This window comes from Dyadobacter sp. CY312 (assembly GCF_021390535.1).
In the GTDB taxonomy this organism is placed as follows: domain Bacteria; phylum Bacteroidota; class Bacteroidia; order Cytophagales; family Spirosomataceae; genus Dyadobacter.
On the sequence record NZ_JAJUXG010000017.1, the window covers coordinates 25284 to 45110 of the forward strand.

Genomic DNA, 19827 nt, shown 5'->3' on the forward strand with positions numbered 1-19827 from the left:
AAAACACCAATCCGTTTTTACTTTCTTTCAATAATATGTTTTACCTGATGCGGTTTTGCTTCTGCCTATTCCACTTTCAGTGATTTTGCCGGGTTGAGCAAAGCCGCACGAATGGACTGGTAACTTACCGTCAGGATCGCGATCACAATGGAGGCAACACCTGCCACTACAAAAATCCAGATGGAAATATCCACCCGGTAGGCAAAGTCTTCCAGCCACTTTTTCATGAGCCAATAGGCAATAGGAGAGGCGATGACAATGCTCAAAACAACCAGCCTTAAAAAATCTTTGGATAGAAGGCCTACGATCTGATAAATGGTGGAGCCCAATACTTTACGGATTCCTATTTCTTTGGTCCGTTGCTGCGTAACAAAAGCAGCCAGACCGAACAATCCCATACATGAAATCAAAATGGCAATGCCCGTGGCTGTGTTCAAAATCTGAGCCTGGCGTGCTTCTTTTTCGTAGAATTTGGCAAGCGTATCATCAAAAAACGAAGGCGAAAAATCCTGCTCGCTTGTTGAATACACCTCCTTGTAAGTTTTTTCCATTTTTGCCAGAACTGCCTTAAACTCGGCAGCCGATTTTCCATTGCTCCGGATTTTAACACTGACTGCCCGTTCGTACTTATTTTCCGATAACAGATAGAGCGGCTGGATCGAAGTACGTAAAGATTGCAGGTGGAAGTCTGCGATTACTCCCACGATTGGTAATTTTAAGTCTCCCTTTCCGCTGGAATAAGTCAGCAGTTTTCCAACTGCATCTTCCGGTTTTTTGAAACCCAACTTCTTGGCATACGTTTCATTGATTACGAATTCTTTGGCTGTATCACTGTTTGTGATGTTTCGGCCTGCAACCAGTTTTAACCCAAACAATGGTATGTAGTCATCATCTACCGCTCGTCTGTGTACGTCTAGTTTAATCTCTTTTTTGCCATCAAAATAACTGATGCGATTGGTGGAATAGCCGTTTCGTGCAGGAGTGGAGCCGATGCTGACACGCTCAATTTCGGGAAACTGCCGCAGCTTACTTAAAAGGATTTCTTTTTTATCAAGCTCAGAATCGTGCCAGTCGGTATAAAAATGGATAATGGCGTCCTTTTTGAAACCCAGATCTTTATTGAGCATAAAGCGAGACTGAGCAGCCATGATAATTGTCCCCAGAATAAAGATCTGCGAAGCTGCAAATTGAAAAGTAATCAGCGACTTGCGAAGCAAAACAGTGCGGCTTTGTCCTGCTGAAATCTGACTTTTCAGTGAAGAAACCGGCGTGTACGACGAGATAACCCAGGCAGGATATAAACCAGACAGTAAGCTGGTAAGAAAAGCGATGAGCGCTACGAATCCCAGCAGTTCAGGGTCGAAAATGTTAAAAATGAATTGCTTTGGAACAAATGCTTCAAACATGTTCAGTATAGGATGTACAAAACAAACCGAGAGAAGCACGGCAACCATGGTAATGATAAAGGTCTCGCAAAGAAATTGAAGAATGAGGCTTTTTCTGCTGCTACCCAGAACTTTCCGTACCCCAATTTCTTTGACTCGGGTAATGGATTGAGCCGTTGCCAAATTAATGAAGTTGATGGCGGCAATCAGCAGCAGAAACACAGCGATACCCATCAGCGCGTACAAGGAAGGCAAGTGCGCCTGTCTGGAAAAATTATCCTGGATATCCTTATTAAAATGAATGTCGGCAAGCGGTTGTAAGCTCAGTGATCTTCCTACGTTCCACTCATCTTTTTGGTCAAGATGCTTTTTCAGGAAAATCGGTAACTGCCTGTTGATCTGGCTTGCAGTGGTATTCTTTGCAACTTTCACGAAAGCCATGGAGCTCGAATTTGTGTTCGTCCATTCATCCAGCTGGAATTCCTTACGCCAGTTGCCGCCCTCAATACTTTTAAAAGAAATGAAATTTTTGAACCTGAAATCTGAGTTAGCAGGTAAATCTTTAACGACTCCGGTGACTGTAGTAACCAACGAATCACTGAAATAAACCCGCTTTCCCAATACCTGTTGTAACGGCATTTTTCCAAAATACTTCTCTGCTTCCTGCTGAGTAAGGACCACCTCATTAGGCGTTTTTAGTGCGGTTCCGGCGCTGCCAACCAGCCAGTCGTATCTGAATATCTGAAAGTATTCCGGCTCGCAGATCAATATTTCCGCGTCATCATTTTTCCAGCTTCTGCGAATTTCTTTTTTATCTCCAATAGAAGTTACTGTTGCTTTGGCCGACCACACATGGCATGCTGCAAGACTCTCCAAAGCAGTAACGTCCTGCCTGATACTGGCCGGCATCGGTGCCGACAAACCCGCATTTTTGCTTTCAACACCTTCCGCATTTTGAAAACCAGAGGCAATCCGGTAAATCCTGTCCCGGTCTGCCTGGAAATTTTCGAAACTCAATTCGAAGTTGACCAAAAGATAAATGACAATGCAGGCACTTACGCCAATGGCAAGTCCAAAAATATTGATGGCAGAGTAACCCTTGTTTTTTACAACGTTCCGAATTCCAATTTTGAAGTAATTGCGTATCATATCGTGGCTAAATAAATAGGTTTTCTGATAGTCCTCTGATCTTTTCGTCCGAGCAAATGGTCTCAGTAATTTGAACACATTGCCAATGTATTTCCATCTGGCTTTCCGTTCACCCAGCGTTGCACGCCAGTACGCATACATTTCCAGCAGGTCTCCCTGAACTTCCTCCTGGGAGTCGGGATCCGATAATCGACTTAGTAATTTGGCGGCCCAGGCGGGAGGTCCGGGATTTTCATCCTTGCGTGCAGGTTCTTTGTCGCTCATTGTTTATTCGGTAATGTGATTTTCGCTCATTCACCCATCAGTTGAAGCATCGACGGCGGCAATGCATTCCAAAGTTCCTCCCGAACCTGCCTGGCTTCCTGTAAAGCCTTCCGGCCAAAAGCGGTTACGGTAAAAAAGCGTTTACGGCGCCCGCCTCTTTCTGCTGTGGCACCGCCCATTGTGGAAGAGAGAAATCCCTTTTCCTCCAAACGTTGCAAGGTGGTGTGTACGGCACTAAAACCAACAGTTCTTCCCGTTTTCTTTTCCAGTTCCTGGGTGACGGATACCGCATAGGCATCTTCATCCAAAACGGCAACCGTGAGTAAAATCACTTCTTCAAACTCTCCCAGAAAGGTTCGTTTCATATACGCTTCTATTTGTTCCGATAATGTAGAGCAAATGGCGTACCAATTCTTTAAACTAGACCCATTGTGTTTAAATGGCGTTTTTCTTAAAATGAAGTGTTCGATTTTGAACAGATGTTGAGCGGGTCCGAACAGTGGGTGGGGTGGTGGTAATTTGCGAAGTAGGGTGCTGAGCGTTACTTTAATCAAACTGAATGCTCCGTCTTTTACCTGTCTGTGTTTACAGTTTTCATGACCGCTCCTAATGCAGACTCAGAAATTAAATTCATGCCCCAGTCTTTGTCAACGTAGTTGTAATAAGCGATTACAATTTCTTTTTCCGGGTCTATGTATAAAGCCTGTCCGCCAAAACCGGTTTTCAACATAACGCCATCATGGGCCATATCCCATTGATATGCCCATTTTAAAGGACCAAATGGACTCTTGATGGGTTTGGCTGCAAAGATTTCCTGTACTTGTGCAAAGCTGATCAAGCTTTCTTTTTTCGCTTTTATTTCACTGTTTGTAAACATCATGCCAAACCTTGCCAGGTCACGTAATGTTGCCGACATCCCTCCATGTGGCCAGGCTATACCTTTGTCAGAAAGACATACATAAGCGTCGGAAGATGCGCCAATTGGTTTCCATACTCTTTCGGTTACCAAATCGGCGTATTTCTTACCTGTAATTTTTTCAGCAAGCCAGCCTAAGACAAAAGTGTTGATGTTGGAATATGCAGCTTCTGAGCCCGGAACCGTATCTTTTTTCATTGCAGCAATGTATTTGTAAACAGAAGACGGGGTATTGTCTGCTTTTGGCAAAATACCTAATGCTGATTCCAGCTGGTAATTTTTATGTTGAGGATTTGTAAATGGTCCCGTTTCAAAATCAATGGATCGAATATCCATACCCGACCGCATGTTCAGAATATCTTTTACAGAGATTCCACTCCAGTCGGAATCCTTTAATTCTGGGAGGTATTGGTCAATAGATTGGTTGAGGTCGATTTTCTTTTCATTTACTAAACCCGTAATGATGGAGGCCGTTATTACTTTGGTTACCGATTGAAGCGTATGCCGATCTTCCGGAAGCATGGAAAAATACTTCTCATAAACAACTGCGCCTTTTTGAACAACGATAAAACTCGCGACATGTAATTTTTTTAAATACGCTTCGAGAGAAAGTTTCTCCTTCCCGGATTTGATACTGATCGTGTCGAGAGATTTGATGGGATTATGTCGAAACTGATACGGCTGACTGGATTTATGAATAATGCCAGTCGGGAAAAACTCCGACATGTACCTGAAACTGTATTGCGACAAACGGCCTCCGACATCCCATCTGCTTTGGCTGATACTATCGTGAATACTTTCTGTTTCTTTGGCAGTATAATGGAATTGCTGCGCCGAGGAATAAGATTGCCAGATGACAAACGCCAGCGTTAAGAAATGCCGTGAAGTAATTTTCATATGATTGAAGTGTTGTGTGTATAGTGAAGCTCAACGTTGAAGGATTGTGCTATTTATTTTTCACCAGTTCTACCCTTCGGTTTTGTGTTTTGCCTTCTTCTGAATTGTTATCTGCAATTGGATTATTTTGCCCAAAACCTTCGGAAACCAGGCGTTTCGCATCTATACCGCTTTTTTCGAGTTCTGTTTTTACCGTTTTTGCTCTTTGTTTGGAAAGATCAAGATTGTGTTTTTCATCGCCTGTGTTATCGGTGTAGCCGTTAATGGCAATATTCAGTGTCTGATCGGCCGTTAGCGCTTTCACAATTTCGGCTACCGCTTCTCTGCCGTCGGCTTTTTAGGTCGCTTTATCGGTATCGAAATTGATGTACAGAACCGCTTTGCCTTTATCATTTAAGTCCTTTTGGATCTGGTCGGACTTTAATAAAGTGATTGTTTGCTTCAATGGGGCTTTTTGTAAAATCTGAAGTTCACCGCTGGAATTGTTACTGGAAATCTGCATATATACATCATCGCCATCTGCTCTCCGGATTAAATATGTCCTCACAGGATCGTTCCAGTAGTCTATTGATCCTTCTTCACCAAAATAAGTCGCCTGGTCTTTTATTCTGTCCAATTCCTCGCGGGAAACTTTTCCATCGAAAATCTTAACTCCCCCCACGGAAGTGATTGCATCATCATAGCTTTTCAGGAAATAAGCCGAAGACCAATTTTCCTCGCTGTCTTTCGTCTCTACAATATTACTTTTCCATACTTTTCCTTCGATTGGAGTCATTACGCCATCAATAGGGAAAAACAACATGTCAAAACTTCTTTTAACGGGCTTGTTCTGTTCCGCTACACCTTTTGGCAGACTAAAAAATGGAAATTCGCCCAAATCTTTGTCAGATACGGGAACAGAATTAATATCAAATTTTCCTGAATTATCTGGCTGTGTAGTGCTTAAGGTTTCGGTTTGTACGCTATCCTGCTTGCTTTCATCCTGCTTATTTTCGCTGCTATTGCACGAAATGACAAATAAAGCCAGTCCTGTTAGTACCAATTTTGTCCCTGAATTGATCATAATCTGAATTCTATTTATTGTACGTTGTTTGTTCAAAATACTTCATACAACTTCTGTATTGACGTAGTTATTGTACGTTGACACAAGACTACGGATTTGCAGGTGATATTCCAAATGCTGATAAATCTTACGCAACAAATTGATTTATAGGTAAATGTGTTTGTTCGTGCGATTGTATTCGATGTAAGAGAACTTCCAAATCTGAATACTTGGTGATTATAGAAAAGCTGGAAATTTGCTGTTGTAAGTGGGAAAAACGGTATTGTTGCGAAGCGATGCCTAAATCAGCTCCTTATGCTTATTACCCCAAAGTTCCAGTTGCATGATCACCGGCCTTAGATCATAACCAATTTCCGTTAGCTCGTACTCTACGCGTGGGGGAACTTCCGCATACACGGTTCTTTTCACAATCTTGTTTTCTTCCAGTTTTCTCAATTGAAGCGTAAGCATACGTTCGGTAATGTTGGGGAGCTTTTTCTTTAATTCTCCAAATCTCAGTTTCCCATTCAATAGCCAGGAACAGATTACCAGAGCCCATTGTCCGCCAATAATGAGGGCGGCATAAACCTCCGGGCACTCGTCTGCAAGTGCCTGTTTGTTGGCAAAATTGGTTGATGACTTCTTGATCGCGCTCATTACTTACATTTTTTATAGTACCTCACATTTGGTAGCTAATGTACACAATTAGAGGTAGCTCGTTTACTTTTGTCTTGAAGAAATTACAAATAAGGAGATGAAAACATTAGTAATTATTACCCATCCGAACATCGAAGAATCGGTAGTTAACAGAAGATGGCTTGAAGAGTTAACAAAATATCCCGATAAATATGTCATTCATCAGCTTCATAAGGTTTATTCGGATGAAAAGATTAATGTAAAAGCAGAACAGGGTCTGGTAGAGCAATACGATAAAATAGTATTTCAATTCCCCGTTTTCTGGTACAGTTGTCCATCGCTTCTCAAAAAATGGATTGATGAAGTTTTGATATCTGGATGGGCATATGGCAGTAAAAGTGGCTATAAAGTAGCTGGAAAGAAAATCGCTCTGGCGGTTTCTGCCGGATTAGAAGAATATGAGTACGGACCGGAGGAACAATACAAGTACACAATGGAAGAGCTACTGCGTCCTTTCGAACTTACTTTTGAGTATGTAAAAGCCGACTACAAGCCATTCTTTGCTTTTTACGGAATTGACCAAAATGCATCAAAGGAGTGGATTGAACAGAGCGTTCCGTCTTATCTGGATTTTTTGGAATCGCTTTGATGAACAGTGCCAAAAATCTGGTTCATAGTACATAATGGCCAGATTTGTAGTTGTTTACCAATCAAAAGGGCTGCCTTTACAGCAGTGCTTTTGATTGGTATGTAGCCTGAACGGAAATTTAGAGCCAGGTGGATTAGTACACCGGATTCTCTCATTTGATTTCCTTGATTCCCCCGTCGTTGGCAGCAAATGGATGAATTTCCTCATTCTTTTTCACGAAAAGAGATTTCAGAGTGGACAGAAGGGTATCTTTCTGTTGTTTCATCTCCGAAGTCGGTTCATATGGTACAATGGTTTTCTTTCCGATTTGCTTGTGAAAGGGCTGCTTTCTGAGATTTTTCTCAAAAACAACCATGGAATCATAGAATGTTATGCAATTAATATTTTGGGAAATCTCATCAATTCTCACCTTACTTTTGTCAATAACATGGTGATCATAGAGGGAATCGACAAGACCTTTTGATTTTTCAATAAAAGTCCCGGGATTTTTGAGCCCTCCATGAAACTCATCCCAGTAAGAAGTATGTGTGTCTTCAACAATGTACACACCACCTTCTTTCACTTTCATATACAACATTTCGAAAGACAGTATCTGCTGTTCCATAGTATGACCACCGTCATCAATAATAAAATCAACAGGGGGAATTTGGTCATACACATGCTTTAAGAATTCTTCATCAGTCTGTGATCCGATAAATATGGTCGTATTCTCTTCTTCCAGCTTCTTACAATCCGGATTTATGTCAATAGCATAGATATGAACATTTTCACCAAAGTATTTTTTCCAGAGTTGAAGTGATCCTCCGTGGGAAATACCGATTTCCAGGATGTTCACCTGCTTTCCCCGATAAGAAGAAAAATACTTTTCATAAACATCGAAATAATGATCCCATTTATGAATCAGGTTGCCCTGGTGGTTGTAAAATAGATCTCTTATGCTACCAGATTCCATAGTCTAAAACGCCTTGATTAAAGTAAGAGTAGGTTACAAAGGTATCATTTAAAGACGAAAATCGATATTTGGTTAACTAACAATGTAATATGGTTACAAAAATAGGGGGCGAATGAATTGAATAAGTGTTACTGGTTTTCGAATCCGGGCGGTGAGGCGTTCCTCATTTCAAATCACCTTCTGAATGGAATTCTTAAAATTGACTACAAATTGATCCCGCAGATCCGTTGATAACAAGCCGATGGACAAATACGGATTTAAATCTTCCAGCTCGACCAATAGCAAATCGCCGTTTGGCAACCGGCACGCATCCACGCGCTGTATACCATGTGAAAGGTTATTCCAGCCTATAAATTGCTTTGCAAAAGCTACATCATCTGCGGTTGCTTCATACTGTTCCAAATTCCATCGTTTGCTTTTATCCGGCGCATACAAGGAGTAATGCAAATCCTGATCAATGAAGTAAAATGAAACCTCGTACTCAAAATCGATAAACGGCTGAACGATTGATCCTGTCAGTTCCACCTCGTGTAATGCCTGAGAATCCACGACCTGCATCCCGATAGAATCCGCTCCGTTTTTCAGCTTTACCATGTATTTTTCAACATCCGGCAACCTGTGCAAATCTTTCAGGTTTTCAATCGTCGGGATCACCGGATAGCCCTCAGCAGTAAGCGTTAACAAATACTCCTTACCCATCTGGTCTGCTTTGCCGTTCATGGGGTTGTAGGACAAAAGACCAGAATTCACACGTTTTACAAAAGCGTCAAAATAGCGCTTGTAATTCATAACCGGGCCAGCGTTGCGGAATATAATCAGGTCAACCTGGGTCTCAAACTTCTCCGAGTCGCACGGATGACAAATTAATATCTCATAATCGTCCCTCAAAACGTTTGTCAGATATAAGTCTTCCTCATAATATCTTCTGCCTTTCGCTTCAAAGTATAAATCCGTTAAGTACAAAATCGATTTTTTCATGGATGGATTGGGGGTGGTGGGGGTAAAATTAGAAGGTTGTTTTTGAAAGTTGGATCTGAGGAGTGTCACAAACAATGTCGGCTCCGCTGTAACTGTGCAATGCAAAATTAGCAAAGTCAGCAGAACATTAGTTTCAGACCATTCCTTACATGAAAGAACTTCCAAATCCGAATTTAGGTAATTAAAGGTCGGCTGGGAATTTGCTGCCTGTATCTGCCCTGTGGGACATAGGCCACGGAAAGCAACGGAGTATCGCTGGTAATCGTCACCGCAGATCGTGAAACGGGCGGTTTGATCCCAGTTGTGCGAAGTGTTGCGAAGTTGTGCGGAGTGTCCACACTCCGCACTCAAGATACATTACCGTCTATGACGGTAAGTTACAGAAACTCAATGTCCAATAAACCTCTTTGGTTTTTCATGTAGTCACGTGCTGAGGAATAGCGATATTCCCAAGGATCATCTACCAAGCCAGCTTTTACAGGATTATCATGAATATATGCGAGTTTTTGGTCCATAAATTTATTGCTAAATATTTCAACGGGGTGATTCTCTTGCTGCCAGAATTGATAAATCTGATTTTTTGAATTATCCTGCCCAGCGGTGCGAAACAACCATAACATCCAATTCCTTCTGCTTTCAGGAAGCGTTTTATCTTCAATGGAGGTAATAATTTTCTTAGAAGTAAATTTTTTAAAGTCCCGCAAAAAGTCTGAGGGATGGTGTCCTAATTTTGTAGTAATTAACAAGTGCACATGGTTAGACATGATACACCAAGCATGTATTCTCAAACCTTTCTCTTTTTGGCAATATCTTAAACTGTCCAATACGATATCAACGTAAGTGCTTCTGGTAAATACGTCAACCCACTGTACGGTGGCAAAAGTGACAAAATACAGGGATTCTGGATCTCCAATTCTTCTCGCAAAAGCCATAGGTAATTTGATTTGTATTCCTAGGGACGAAAACTTTTCAAGACCGTCACAGACTGTTGATTATCCGGGCCGCGCAGGCTTGATTCGCAGTTTTTAAACTGCGAATAGCTGAGGGACTCAGGCTATGGAAAGAAACTATTTTTTTTTAGACAGATCCATCAAACCTTTGGAGAGAATCAATTAAATCCACAAAGAAAAGTTTTCTGCCGGATCAATTCATTTAATTTTTCATTTGCTTATTTCGATTTGGTAAGTACTCATCAGATTTCCGTTTACCAGATAACTTTTCAAAGCATTGTAGGAATCATTACACATAAATCCCGTATTGCAGTCTTCTTTTTTTGACACAAAATCGGAAATGGTGAAATTCTCCCCGGTACTGTTAAGTTTCACTATATAATCATAGTCAATTGTCAATCTTACAGGAAGTTGTATGTGTTGAAAATCTGATCCTTCCGAGAAATTGCTGGTTACCACAGTTATATCCTCCATAACAGTAGCAAAATTGCTATTCTTGCTGAATCGTTGTATAGTAATCGTATCCAGTTCGCTGTTTAGGAAGTTATTGAACTGAATATAATCCATGTCGTCAGAACCTATACAATATTTTTTTGTACAGCATGATCCTGCCAGAACGGTCATCAAAACAATTATCAATTTGGTTTTAAGGAGCATTTTATTTATCATGGTCGAGTTCTAAAAAATCAGGTATAAATACTGCTTTACGGACTTAATAATGCTAACACATCGATAGGTGACAAATCTTCCGGGTAATTATCATCGTTTTGGGAGGCTTGATGAATGTTTTTAATAGCCTATGTGTACTATAATACCCTCAAATTAAGGTTGCAATTATGTGTATTTAAACATTTTGGAACCTCGCTTAAATAATGTAGTTAAGGCAAGTCTGATAGATAATTACTTCTTCAATAATATAATATTCTTATAGTAAAAGCAATCACATGTCTGTTTTCAAAATATTAGATAATGTCAGTGCATTCCCCAAAGTAAAAAATAACAGTATTCTTATTTTTCTAATTCTTACGTTTATCTGGAGTTGGGGCAATTGGGGTATGGCATTGTACTTTCTAAGGAGTGGTTCTCATGAAAATGCCAATTATATATTCATGGTATTATTTTTCCTAGGTGTGTATGGGCCAACCTTAGCTTCAATAATCGTTACTGCCGCAACGGGGGGAGTAAATAGCGTTAATACACTAGTAAAAAAATATACCATATGGCAGGCCTCCTCAAAAATCTATATATTAATTTTTGCTTTACCCATACTGATTATGCTGATCGGCATTGGAATATTTCACCTCTCTGCCAAGCCTGTAGGACCTTTTAGCTTGCCGAAATTGGGATCTGTTTTATGGCTTGTAGGCTCTGGCCTATTTGCGGGCCCTTTAGGTGAAGAATTGGGATGGAGGGGTTATTTGCTACCCAAACTTCAAGAAAGATACTCTTCATTTAAGTGTGGTGTTTTAATCGGCTTGGTGTGGTTCTGCTGGCATATTCCTCTTTTCTTCGCACCTGTTGGAGCCTTGGTTGCAAATGGTGATATCACAGTATTGTATGTATCGGTCTACTTGATTGCAACAATGTGCCTATCTTTTCTATTTACATACCTATCAAACATTACCCAAGGCAGTGTTTTCGTTGCCATCCTAACCCATCTTTCTATCAATTCTGGCCTCGCAATAGTCTTTTTCCCAACGTTGATGTCTTCGGAGAACTACCTATCTGTTATCAGATTAGCTGTAATTCCCCTTGTTATTTTTACGATTTATATTGTATATAAAACCAAGTTTAGCTTAAAATAAAGCTATGCATTTTACCATTCGTTTTGTGAGACCTCTTCCGAAGTTAAAATCGATCTTGCTTTAAGTGTGAAACCCGCGTTGTGCGGAGTGTTCATACCGCGCCGCGTAGGCTCCGCAATCAGGCGACATTACCCTCTGTGCCAGTAATGTACATGAATTCTATCACCAATAAACCGCTTGGTTTTTCATGTAATCACGTTCTGAGAATAGCGATATTCCCAAGGATCATCTACCAAGCCTGCCTTTACAGGATTATCATGATTTAACGGAGAGCTACACGGGTTGATTGAAAGCTACGGACTTGTATTACGGTGCGCTGTACCTTATAATCCGCACTTCACATTTTTCTCTACAAATATTGCGGTGCTCTGCACCTGTCCGTGCGACAAAAGGTGCAGAGCACCGATAATAATTGTAGAAATCAGGATGCAGAGTTTTCAAAAGGTGCAGCGCACCGCAATAAATTTACCAGCCAAACTATAACATACCATCAATTACAATCTCCGTTAGCCAAAAGGTCTCCGGTTACGTCCGGTCATTCAACCTTCGAGCAATTTACAGCCCCCCCTCAAATCATCTCCCAATGCCCAATAATCTTCCCGTCACTCATTCTAAAAACCCGATACCCGTCAATAATTTCGGGCTGAATCTTGTCGTTCCCTTTGTCTGCAAGTAATGTGGTAACGATCCTGATCTTGCAGATCACCAATTCGTCCAGTGTGCTCAGTTGCAGGATTTCGGTGTTGTGATATACTTTTTTTGCCAACTCTTTCAGGTAAATCAACAGTCCTGATTTGTCTTGAAGGGAAGTGAATGGCAGGGAATGGTCTATGAAATCGTCATGAAGGTAATTTGAAATTTCAGCATGGTTGTTTTCATTCCAGATGGTTTTTATAAACCCCATCACACATTCAATTTCCGGTTGGGCCGTGTCGAAAATCCCTTGTTCCTGATGCATATTCTGGATCATCTTAAATACGGTTTGTAAAGAAAATGGATGGATTCTTAAGCGCAGCGTTGCGCCTGAAAGGAAGGTTTGAGGTAATCAACCTGCTTTGAAGCACTTTGGCCAAAGCAGGTTGATGTGTTTATGGTTCTATATGGATCATAGTGGATGATTATGTTTTAAGTAACGCGTTTCGAAGATCGGCCTTACGAAAATTAGGAAATTGGATTGTCCTGGGCTGTTAAAAACAAAAAACTGTCTGACGACGAAGGAGGAGTTTTTTTTGTTTAGGCACAGGATAATTCAATTTCCGTTAAAATTTTCGTACAGCCTTGACTTTTTTTGTTACTTTTTTGCGTCAAGGCAAAAAAGTAAAATCTCTCAAAATGCCATATGTCCATTTTTTTCTTGCCCACTACAAATCATATAGAGCATTCTTACTCCACACCACCGCCAAGCGCACGGTATAGGTCTGTTACTGCGTTCAGTTTTTCTAGTTGGATGCTGATGGCTTCGAGGTCGTTTTGCAGTCTGCTGTTTTGGGCTGTGATTACTTCGAGATATGTTGCCATGCCGCTTTTGTATAGCTTTTGGGCGTCGTCCGTGGCTTTGTTGAGCATTGCCGTTTTTTGCTGAACGAGTTCAAGTCGCTGCGATGCGCCGTTGGATCTTGCCATGGCGTCCGACACTTCGCCCACTGCCGTCATCAGGGTTTGTTTGAACTGGATCACCGCCTTTTCCTGCTCTACAATAGCTGTTTCGTGCGCTGTTCTCAGAGATCGTTTTCTGAAAATGGGCTGTGTGAGATTTACGGCAATGGTTTTTGCCATCGATCCGGGAAGGTCAAACCATTGGTTAAACTTGAACGAATTGGCTCCCACCTGAGGCGTCAAACTGAACGCCGGATACATGGCAGCTTTTGCCAGTCCGGTTCTTGCATTGGCATTCACCACCACATATTCCGCCGCTTTTACATCCGGACGGCGGCTTAGCAGTTGCGCGGGAACAGCCTTTGCAAATTGGTCCTCAGGCATCACTTCTGCCAGATCTCCGGCGCGGGAAATATTGTCAGGATATTCTCCGCACAAAATACTCAGCGCGTTTTCCTGTACCGCAATGTTTTGCATGGCTAAAGGTATCAGCAATTCAGCTGTTTTCTTTTGTGCTTCTGCCTGGTCCACAGCCAGGGAAGTGATCTGTCCCGCAGTGAATTGCAGGTGCATCATGTGTAACGTGCTGTCGCTGAGTGCGATGTTTCGCTGGGCGATAATCAGCTGCTCATCCAGACTGATCAGGTTGTAATAAGCCTGCGCAACCTGACTAATGATCCTCGTTTTCAGTGCCGAAAGGTTTTCCTTCTGCCCAAAATAATTGGCTATCGCTGCTTCCTTCTGCATTTTTGCCTTTCCCCAGATATCTACTTCCCAGGAAAGTTGCAATGTCGCATCGTAGTTATCCATATAAGATGTCCCTACAAACTGCTCGCTCAAAGAACCATTCAAAGAGTTTTTGGACAAAAATGCCCGACTTGCTCCCACGTTCAAATCCAGAGTTGGGAGCAGGCCAAGCCTGGCCTCTTTCACGGCAAGGTCCAGCTGCTGCATGTTTTTGACGGCAATGGCTACGTCATTGTTTTTGTTCAATGCCTTTTCGATCAGGCTCACCAGTTGCGGTTCTCTGAAAAAAGTCCGCCAGGGGAGTTGTATGCTGTCGGCCGTAAGTGGAACCTGGGCACGAAACTGTTCAGGAGCTTGCAGGTTGGCGCGTTCATATTTTTTGCCAACCGTACAGGAGGTGAGGCCCGCGGCCAGCGCGAGTATTGCAATTATATTTTTATTTATCGAATTCATTATTGTTCAGTTTCAGGTTAAAGAACCAAGGGAAACGTGTTTTAATATTATAGGCTTATAGTTGTTTGACAGTTAGACAAGTAAGCGGACCGTCCCGAAGAACCCACCCCGCCTGCGGCACCCCTCCAAGGAGGGGATTGGCGTCGGATTCCCCTCCTTGGAGGGACGGTCCGCCGCGCGGTGCCCGATAGGGCGGGGTGGGTTATTTGCAAGATTGCCAAACAAGCGGTGTTTTCTAACCTAAATCCGTTCGCCCTGCTCCATCACTACTTTTTTACTTCCCGATATCTTCTCTTGTAAATACTGGAACAGGATATACAGCAACGGAATTACAAATATCCCGAGGATTACTCCGCTCAGCATACCCATGGCTGCACCTGTGCTGATCGACCGGTTACCCGATGCGGAACCTCCGGTGGCGACCATGAGCGGGATCATACCAACAATGAATGCAAGCGATGTCATGATGATCGGGCGAAGCCTTGACTTGGAGCCTTCAATGGCAGATTCCACAATGGAAAGTCCTGCGGCACGGCGTTGCACGGCGAACTCGACGATCAGGATGGCGTTTTTGGCCAAAAGTCCTACCAGCATGATCAGCCCGACTTGTACATAAATGTTGTTGTCAAAACCGATGGCTTTGGTGGCTGCAAACGAACCGACAATACCGGTTGGGATTGAAAGCAACACCGCGAACGGTATCAGATAACTCTCAAACTGAGCCGCCAGAAGGAAGTATACAAACAGCAAGCAAAGTGCAAGGATGTACATCGTCTGGTTTCCCGCCGACTTTTCTTCCAGACTTAATCCCGTCCATTCGTAACCGTAGTCCGTTGGCAGTTTGTCAAATACATTCTTTTCCAGGTTCTCCATCATATCGCCATTGCTGATTCCGGGAAGTGCTACCACGGTAATGTTCAGGGCGTTGAAAAGGTTGTACCTGTCAACCGATTCCGGGCCATAAACCTTATGTAATTTGATCAGCGAATTCACAGGCACCATCTGGTTCTGATCATTTCGCACGAATATCTCATTGAAAGCCTGCTGATCCATTCTAAAAACCCCATCGGCTTTTACACTCACCCGGTAGAATTTACCAAAACGGGTAAAGTTCAGACTTTGGTCACCAGCGAAATACGTTTGAATGGCATTCATCATTCCACTCACACTCACACCCATTTGCTGCGCTTTGTCGTTGTCCACTTCCATTTCCAATTGAGGGAAATCGGTGCGGAAGGTTGTGTAAGCAAACTGTACGCCCGGTTGCTGCATGATCTGCCCGAGAACCTGATCCGACATCGCCTTCAAAGCAGTAGCACTTTTTCCGGTTTTGTCCTGCAACACCACTTCTGCGCCACTGGTAATTCCGTAACCTTCCACCGGCGGACTCCTGAAAGCCATGATCGTACCTTCTTTTACGGTAGCAAACTGCGCACTCATACCCGCCAGAATTTCGTCTATGTCCTGCACTGCTCCGCGTTTTTTCTTGTCTTTAAGTTTAATAAAACCAACTCCGTAAGCCGGACTGGCGCTATTGGACAAAATATTAAAACCCGTAATGATCGAGCTTGTTTCAACCGCTTCATTTCCCGACAATATTTTTTCAACCTTGTCTGCTGCTGCTGTAGTACGATCCAGCGCCGTTCCGGGAGGCATGGCCAAACTGAAAATGATGAAACTGTCATCTTCCATTGGTACAAAACTCTTCGGCGTGGTAACCATCAGCCAACCGGCTGCGGCAGTGATCGTGATCACCAAACCAGCTGCAAGCCATTTTCTGCCGATCAGGAATTTTAATCCGTTGATGTATTTTCCTGTAAGGTTATCAAACCCTGCGTTGAAAGCCGTAGAGAATCGTTTTCCAAAACCGTTGTTTGTCTTTTCGTCATGCCCTTCCGCATGTGTATTTTTCAAAAGCAAAGCACACAAAGCAGGTGTTAACGTCAAGGCGTTTACCGCTGAAATAATAATGGCGATGGCCAAAGTATAGGCAAACTGTTTATAGAAAATCCCGGACGAGCCCGTCATAAAACCAATCGGAATAAACACAGCCGACATCACCAAAGTAATGGAAATAACCGCACCGGTAATTTCACTCATGGCACTGTGCGTAGCTTCCCGTCCGCTCATGTTGGAGCCTTCCATTTTGCTGTGCACCGCCTCGACGACCACAATCGCATCATCGACGACAATACCAATGGCAAGTACCAAAGCAAAAAGCGTCAGTACGTTGATCGTAAAGCCAAAAACCAAAAGAAAGAAGAACGTACCGATAATTGCGACCGGAACCGCAATGGCCGGAATGATGGTCGAGCGGAAATCCTGCAAGAAGATAAACACTACAATAAATACCAGAATAAAGGCTTCGATCAAAGTTGATTTTACCTGAGTCGTCGCTTCATCCAGACGTTCTTTGGTACTCATCAAACTGGTGTATTCAATGCCTGGAGGAAAAGTTTTGGAGGCTTTTTTCAACACATCCTGCACACCGATTTCAATCGCATTCGCGTTGGAACCTGTCGTTTGAAGGATGGCGATCGTGACAGCGCTTTTACCGTTGGAGGTTGTATTTCCACCATAATTTATAGAGCCAAATTCAATTCGTGCAACATCTTTCAGGCGAACCAGATCGGCACCATTCCTTTTCACAACAATGTTTTCATACTCGGTAGTCTGGTTCTTTTTGCCTTTGTAGCGCATCACATATTCCAGTGCTGCATGCGATTCCTGGCCCAATTTACCCGGAGCCGATTCAAGACTCTGGTCAGAAATAGCCTGGTTTACATCGGCGGGGATCAGGCCGTAACTCGCCATTTTCTGTGGATTGAGCCACACACGCATCGAATAATCCTTTGCACCAAACGATTGCGCCTGACCAACACCTGGTACACGTTTGATCTGGGGGATGAGGTTGATGTTCGTGTAATTTTGAAGGAACAGCTCGTCGTATTTACTGTTATCCGTTGTAAATACATTGAAAATCATGATCATACTATTCTGCTGCTTGGAAGTTGTCAATCCCATCTGGATCACTTCCTGTGGCAAAATTGGCGTGGCCTGCTGCACCCGGTTTTGCACGTTCACAGCCGCCTGGTCAGGATTTACACCTTGTTTGAAAATAACAGTAATCGAGAAAGAGCCGTCATTACTGGCAGTAGATTTGATGTACTGCATATTCTCCACACCATTGATCTGTTCTTCGAGCGGCGTCACCACCGAACGAATTACAGCTTCACTATTACCTCCGGGATAGCTACCGGAAACCATGACGGTCGGTGGCGAAATATCCGGGAAACGGGTTACGGGCAACCTGGTCAGACCAATGATACCCAGGATCACCAATACGACAGAGATCACCGTAGCCGTTACGGGCTTGTCAATTATATTTTTTAACATGAGAATTTTTTGTCTTTGAATTACTTGGAAAGCGAGTCTGCTGAAACTGATTTGGGAGCTACCACCGTCCCTTCATTGAGGGCGTCAATGCGGTTAACAGCTATTTTATCGCCACTTTGAATGCCCGATTTTACCAGATAATTGTTTCCCGATGTGCCCGCAATCTCAATCGGAGTCATCGCCACCTTGTTGCTGTCTGCAAGTTTGAATACAAAATATTTGTTCTGAATATCCTTCACAGCAGCCATTGGCAAATTGAGTACATCGCCCAGCACACGGTGGATCACAACCCTTCCTGCACCGCCTGAGCGTAACAATTTATCAGGATTCGGGAATACCGCTTTCATACTCATGCTGCCCGTGGTGCGGTCAATATTTCCACTTGCACTTTCCAGTTTACCCTTGTGTGCATACGCAGAACCATCCGCCATGATCAACTCCACGGTTTCTTCTTTGCCGGTTGTTGCTTTTTTAAACGTAATAAAATCGGCTTCGCTCATGGAGAAATACACAAATACCGTATTGATATCCGAAAGCGTTGTAAGCGGCATGGCATCAGAAGGCATCACCAGATTTCCGATCCGATTGGGAATACGGCCAATGTAGCCGCTCACCGGTGCTTTGATCAGTGCAAAACCCGCGTTGATTTTCGAAGAACCCAATGCTGCTTTCGCCTGGGCAACCTGTGCTGTGGCCGCATCGTAGCTCGCCTGAGCCGCACGAAGCTGCATGTCGGATACTACCTTTCCTTCCACCAATGGTTTGATTTTTTCTACTTCCAGACTGGCATTAGCCTGAGCAGCCAGCGCCGATTTTAAACCTGCATCACTGTTATTGACCTGCTCATTGAAAACCTCACTTTTGATTTTAAAAAGCGACTGTCCTTTTTGAACGTAGTCGCCTTCTTTTACATAAATCGTTTCAAGATAGCCACTTACCTGTGCTTTTACATCCACATTTACGCTTCCTTCAATGGCGCCTGGATAGGTGGTTTCTACTGGCGCATTGCCACTGTTCAGTGTTATAAAATCCGTTTCCTGTGGCGGGGTCTCACCGTAACCGCCCTGATCTGCCTGAGTACTGCAAGAAGTAAATATGGCCGTTGCGGTTAATAACCACAGTCCGGTAATAATTTGTTTTGACTTAGAAATTGACTTAAACATTGTACATAGATTATATTATTCTATGCAAATAAACCTTCTTCATGCAGCTGTTTGAACGTTTTTTTGACTGAACCGTAGTTTTTGGCGACTGAAACGAACAATTTTTTTGCCTGAATCAAATTGTGTCAGGAGTGTGTAGGGGCCACTTTTTCTGAATAATACGGTGTGCCCGGACATGAAGGTTTAAAAAAAAATTGCTTTTAAAATATACTTTTTGGTATATTTGTATCAAGATTTATAACCAGCAACTACCATGCTTACCAAGGCTGAAAAAACAAAACAATTTATACTGGAAACCGCCGGTCCGCTTTACAATGAGAAGGGGATTTCTGGTGTAAGTATAGATGATGTGCTTGCAGCAACCCGGTTGACGAAAGGATGTTTGTACGGACATTTTGAGAACAAAGAAGATCTTTCCGTTCAGGTTGTCGATTTACTTCTGAAGAAAATATCGGATAAAATTCACTTGGCTGTGGCTGATAAAAAAACGGCAAAAGCAAAAATATTCGCTTTTCTGGATTTTTACAGGGATCCTATTGATACCTATATATCAGGTGGTTGTCCTATTTTTAATACTGCTGTGGAGGCAGACGACAATTACCCCGTTATCAAACAAAAGATAGCAGGCGTGTTCCGAGCCGGCCAGCAGGATCTTATCAATGTACTTACAGAAGGGATTAATAACGGGGAATTTTCTCCAAATCTCGACGCTACGGTATTTGCTTTTAAACTAATGGCATCCATAGAAGGTGGTATCGTGATGTGCAGAACAATGGATACCGCAAAGCCAATGCAATCGCTGATCAAAAGCCTGAAAACTGAACTGGAACAATACGTTATCTAAATTTT

General features: G+C 42.8%; 16 protein-coding genes and 1 pseudogene. 3 read left to right on the forward strand and 14 right to left on the reverse strand.

Annotated elements, in window-relative coordinates:
* Positions 1–65 precede the first annotated feature (65 nt).
* The 6 genes and pseudogenes from LZG71_RS22460 to LZG71_RS22485 form a co-directional block, all read right to left on the reverse strand.
* Positions 66–2798, reverse strand: a complete 2733-nt coding sequence (locus LZG71_RS22460) for an ABC transporter permease (RefSeq protein ID WP_233824185.1) — start codon at positions 2796–2798, stop codon at positions 66–68.
* A 26-nt stretch (positions 2799–2824) separates the two neighbouring features.
* Entirely contained in the window at positions 2825–3163 is a 339-nt protein-coding gene (locus LZG71_RS22465; protein ID WP_233824187.1) for a PadR family transcriptional regulator, read from the reverse strand.
* A 206-nt stretch (positions 3164–3369) separates the two neighbouring features.
* Positions 3370–4611, reverse strand: coding sequence for a serine hydrolase (locus tag LZG71_RS22470; RefSeq protein WP_233824189.1), 1242 nt, complete (start codon positions 4609–4611; stop codon positions 3370–3372).
* Positions 4612–4660: 49 nt separating this feature from the next.
* Positions 4661–4930, reverse strand: a pseudogene (locus tag LZG71_RS22475) (OmpA family protein); the annotation flags it as partial.
* Positions 4931–4948: 18 nt separating this feature from the next.
* Positions 4949–5674: a hypothetical protein gene (locus LZG71_RS22480; RefSeq protein ID WP_233824193.1), complete on the reverse strand. Its 726-nt coding sequence runs from the start codon at positions 5672–5674 to the stop codon at positions 4949–4951.
* Between the two features lie 279 nt (positions 5675–5953).
* Positions 5954–6310, reverse strand: a complete 357-nt coding sequence (locus LZG71_RS22485) for a helix-turn-helix domain-containing protein (protein WP_233824195.1) — start codon at positions 6308–6310, stop codon at positions 5954–5956.
* 97 nt (positions 6311–6407) lie between these two features.
* On the opposite strand from LZG71_RS22485, the gene LZG71_RS22490 reads away from it, so the two are divergent.
* Positions 6408–6938: an NAD(P)H-dependent oxidoreductase gene (locus LZG71_RS22490; RefSeq protein ID WP_233824198.1), complete on the forward strand. Its 531-nt coding sequence runs from the start codon at positions 6408–6410 to the stop codon at positions 6936–6938.
* Positions 6939–7089: 151 nt separating this feature from the next.
* Here the strand turns inward: LZG71_RS22490 and LZG71_RS22495 are convergent, their stop codons facing one another.
* The 4 genes from LZG71_RS22495 to LZG71_RS22510 form a co-directional block, all read right to left on the reverse strand.
* Positions 7090–7890 (reverse strand): class I SAM-dependent methyltransferase, encoded by an 801-nt coding sequence (locus LZG71_RS22495; RefSeq protein WP_233824200.1) that lies wholly within the window; start codon positions 7888–7890, stop codon positions 7090–7092.
* 168 nt (positions 7891–8058) lie between these two features.
* Entirely contained in the window at positions 8059–8868 is an 810-nt protein-coding gene (locus LZG71_RS22500; protein ID WP_233824202.1) for a hypothetical protein, read from the reverse strand.
* Positions 8869–9245: 377 nt separating this feature from the next.
* The gene (locus tag LZG71_RS22505) at positions 9246–9800 is read right to left on the reverse strand and encodes an REP-associated tyrosine transposase (RefSeq protein ID WP_233824204.1); all 555 of its coding nucleotides are present in this window, start codon (positions 9798–9800) and stop codon (positions 9246–9248) included.
* 228 nt (positions 9801–10028) lie between these two features.
* The gene (locus LZG71_RS22510; RefSeq protein ID WP_233824206.1) at positions 10029–10475 is read right to left on the reverse strand and encodes a hypothetical protein; all 447 of its coding nucleotides are present in this window, start codon (positions 10473–10475) and stop codon (positions 10029–10031) included.
* Positions 10476–10762: 287 nt separating this feature from the next.
* On the opposite strand from LZG71_RS22510, the gene LZG71_RS22515 reads away from it, so the two are divergent.
* Complete coding sequence (locus LZG71_RS22515; RefSeq protein ID WP_233824208.1) at positions 10763–11623, forward strand: CPBP family intramembrane glutamic endopeptidase; 861 nt, start codon at positions 10763–10765, stop codon at positions 11621–11623.
* A 568-nt stretch (positions 11624–12191) separates the two neighbouring features.
* Here the strand turns inward: LZG71_RS22515 and LZG71_RS22520 are convergent.
* From LZG71_RS22520 to LZG71_RS22535, 4 genes are all read right to left on the reverse strand, one after another.
* Positions 12192–12593 carry an ester cyclase gene (locus tag LZG71_RS22520; RefSeq protein WP_233824210.1) on the reverse strand — a complete coding sequence of 134 codons (402 nt, stop codon included), beginning with the start codon at positions 12591–12593 and terminating at the stop codon, positions 12192–12194.
* Between the two features lie 413 nt (positions 12594–13006).
* Positions 13007–14419 carry an efflux transporter outer membrane subunit gene (locus LZG71_RS22525; RefSeq protein WP_233824212.1) on the reverse strand — a complete coding sequence of 471 codons (1413 nt, stop codon included), beginning with the start codon at positions 14417–14419 and terminating at the stop codon, positions 13007–13009.
* A 240-nt stretch (positions 14420–14659) separates the two neighbouring features.
* The gene (locus LZG71_RS22530) at positions 14660–17815 is read right to left on the reverse strand and encodes an efflux RND transporter permease subunit (RefSeq protein ID WP_233824214.1); all 3156 of its coding nucleotides are present in this window, start codon (positions 17813–17815) and stop codon (positions 14660–14662) included.
* 20 nt (positions 17816–17835) lie between these two features.
* On the reverse strand, positions 17836–18978 hold the full coding sequence (locus LZG71_RS22535; RefSeq protein ID WP_233824216.1) for an efflux RND transporter periplasmic adaptor subunit: 1143 nt from the start codon (positions 18976–18978) through the stop codon (positions 17836–17838).
* A 253-nt stretch (positions 18979–19231) separates the two neighbouring features.
* Here LZG71_RS22535 and LZG71_RS22540 point away from each other — a divergent pair, with 253 nt between their 5' ends.
* The gene (locus tag LZG71_RS22540; protein ID WP_233824218.1) at positions 19232–19822 is read left to right on the forward strand and encodes a TetR/AcrR family transcriptional regulator; all 591 of its coding nucleotides are present in this window, start codon (positions 19232–19234) and stop codon (positions 19820–19822) included.
* The last annotated feature ends 5 nt before the right edge of the window (positions 19823–19827 follow it).

Bases quoted from the DNA above. Each gene is read 5' to 3' on its own strand.
- LZG71_RS22485 (WP_233824195.1), bottom strand. From the start codon at position 6,310: ATGAGCGCGATCAAGAAGTCATCAACCAATTTTGCCAACAAACAGGCA.
- LZG71_RS22540 (WP_233824218.1), top strand. From the start codon at position 19,232: ATGCTTACCAAGGCTGAAAAAACAAAACAATTTATACTGGAAACCGCC.
- LZG71_RS22460 (WP_233824185.1), bottom strand. From the start codon at position 2,798: ATGAGCGACAAAGAACCTGCACGCAAGGATGAAAATCCCGGACCTCCC.
- LZG71_RS22480 (WP_233824193.1), bottom strand. From the start codon at position 5,674: ATGATCAATTCAGGGACAAAATTGGTACTAACAGGACTGGCTTTATTT.
- LZG71_RS22530 (WP_233824214.1), bottom strand. From the start codon at position 17,815: ATGTTAAAAAATATAATTGACAAGCCCGTAACGGCTACGGTGATCTCT.
- LZG71_RS22510 (WP_233824206.1), bottom strand. From the start codon at position 10,475: ATGCTCCTTAAAACCAAATTGATAATTGTTTTGATGACCGTTCTGGCA.
- LZG71_RS22490 (WP_233824198.1), top strand. From the start codon at position 6,408: ATGAAAACATTAGTAATTATTACCCATCCGAACATCGAAGAATCGGTA.
- LZG71_RS22525 (WP_233824212.1), bottom strand. From the start codon at position 14,419: ATGAATTCGATAAATAAAAATATAATTGCAATACTCGCGCTGGCCGCG.
- LZG71_RS22465 (WP_233824187.1), bottom strand. From the start codon at position 3,163: ATGAAACGAACCTTTCTGGGAGAGTTTGAAGAAGTGATTTTACTCACG.
- LZG71_RS22535 (WP_233824216.1), bottom strand. From the start codon at position 18,978: ATGTTTAAGTCAATTTCTAAGTCAAAACAAATTATTACCGGACTGTGG.
- LZG71_RS22500 (WP_233824202.1), bottom strand. From the start codon at position 8,868: ATGAAAAAATCGATTTTGTACTTAACGGATTTATACTTTGAAGCGAAA.
- LZG71_RS22470 (WP_233824189.1), bottom strand. From the start codon at position 4,611: ATGAAAATTACTTCACGGCATTTCTTAACGCTGGCGTTTGTCATCTGG.
- LZG71_RS22505 (WP_233824204.1), bottom strand. From the start codon at position 9,800: ATGGCTTTTGCGAGAAGAATTGGAGATCCAGAATCCCTGTATTTTGTC.
- LZG71_RS22515 (WP_233824208.1), top strand. From the start codon at position 10,763: ATGTCTGTTTTCAAAATATTAGATAATGTCAGTGCATTCCCCAAAGTA.
- LZG71_RS22520 (WP_233824210.1), bottom strand. From the start codon at position 12,593: ATGATCCAGAATATGCATCAGGAACAAGGGATTTTCGACACGGCCCAA.
- LZG71_RS22495 (WP_233824200.1), bottom strand. From the start codon at position 7,890: ATGGAATCTGGTAGCATAAGAGATCTATTTTACAACCACCAGGGCAAC.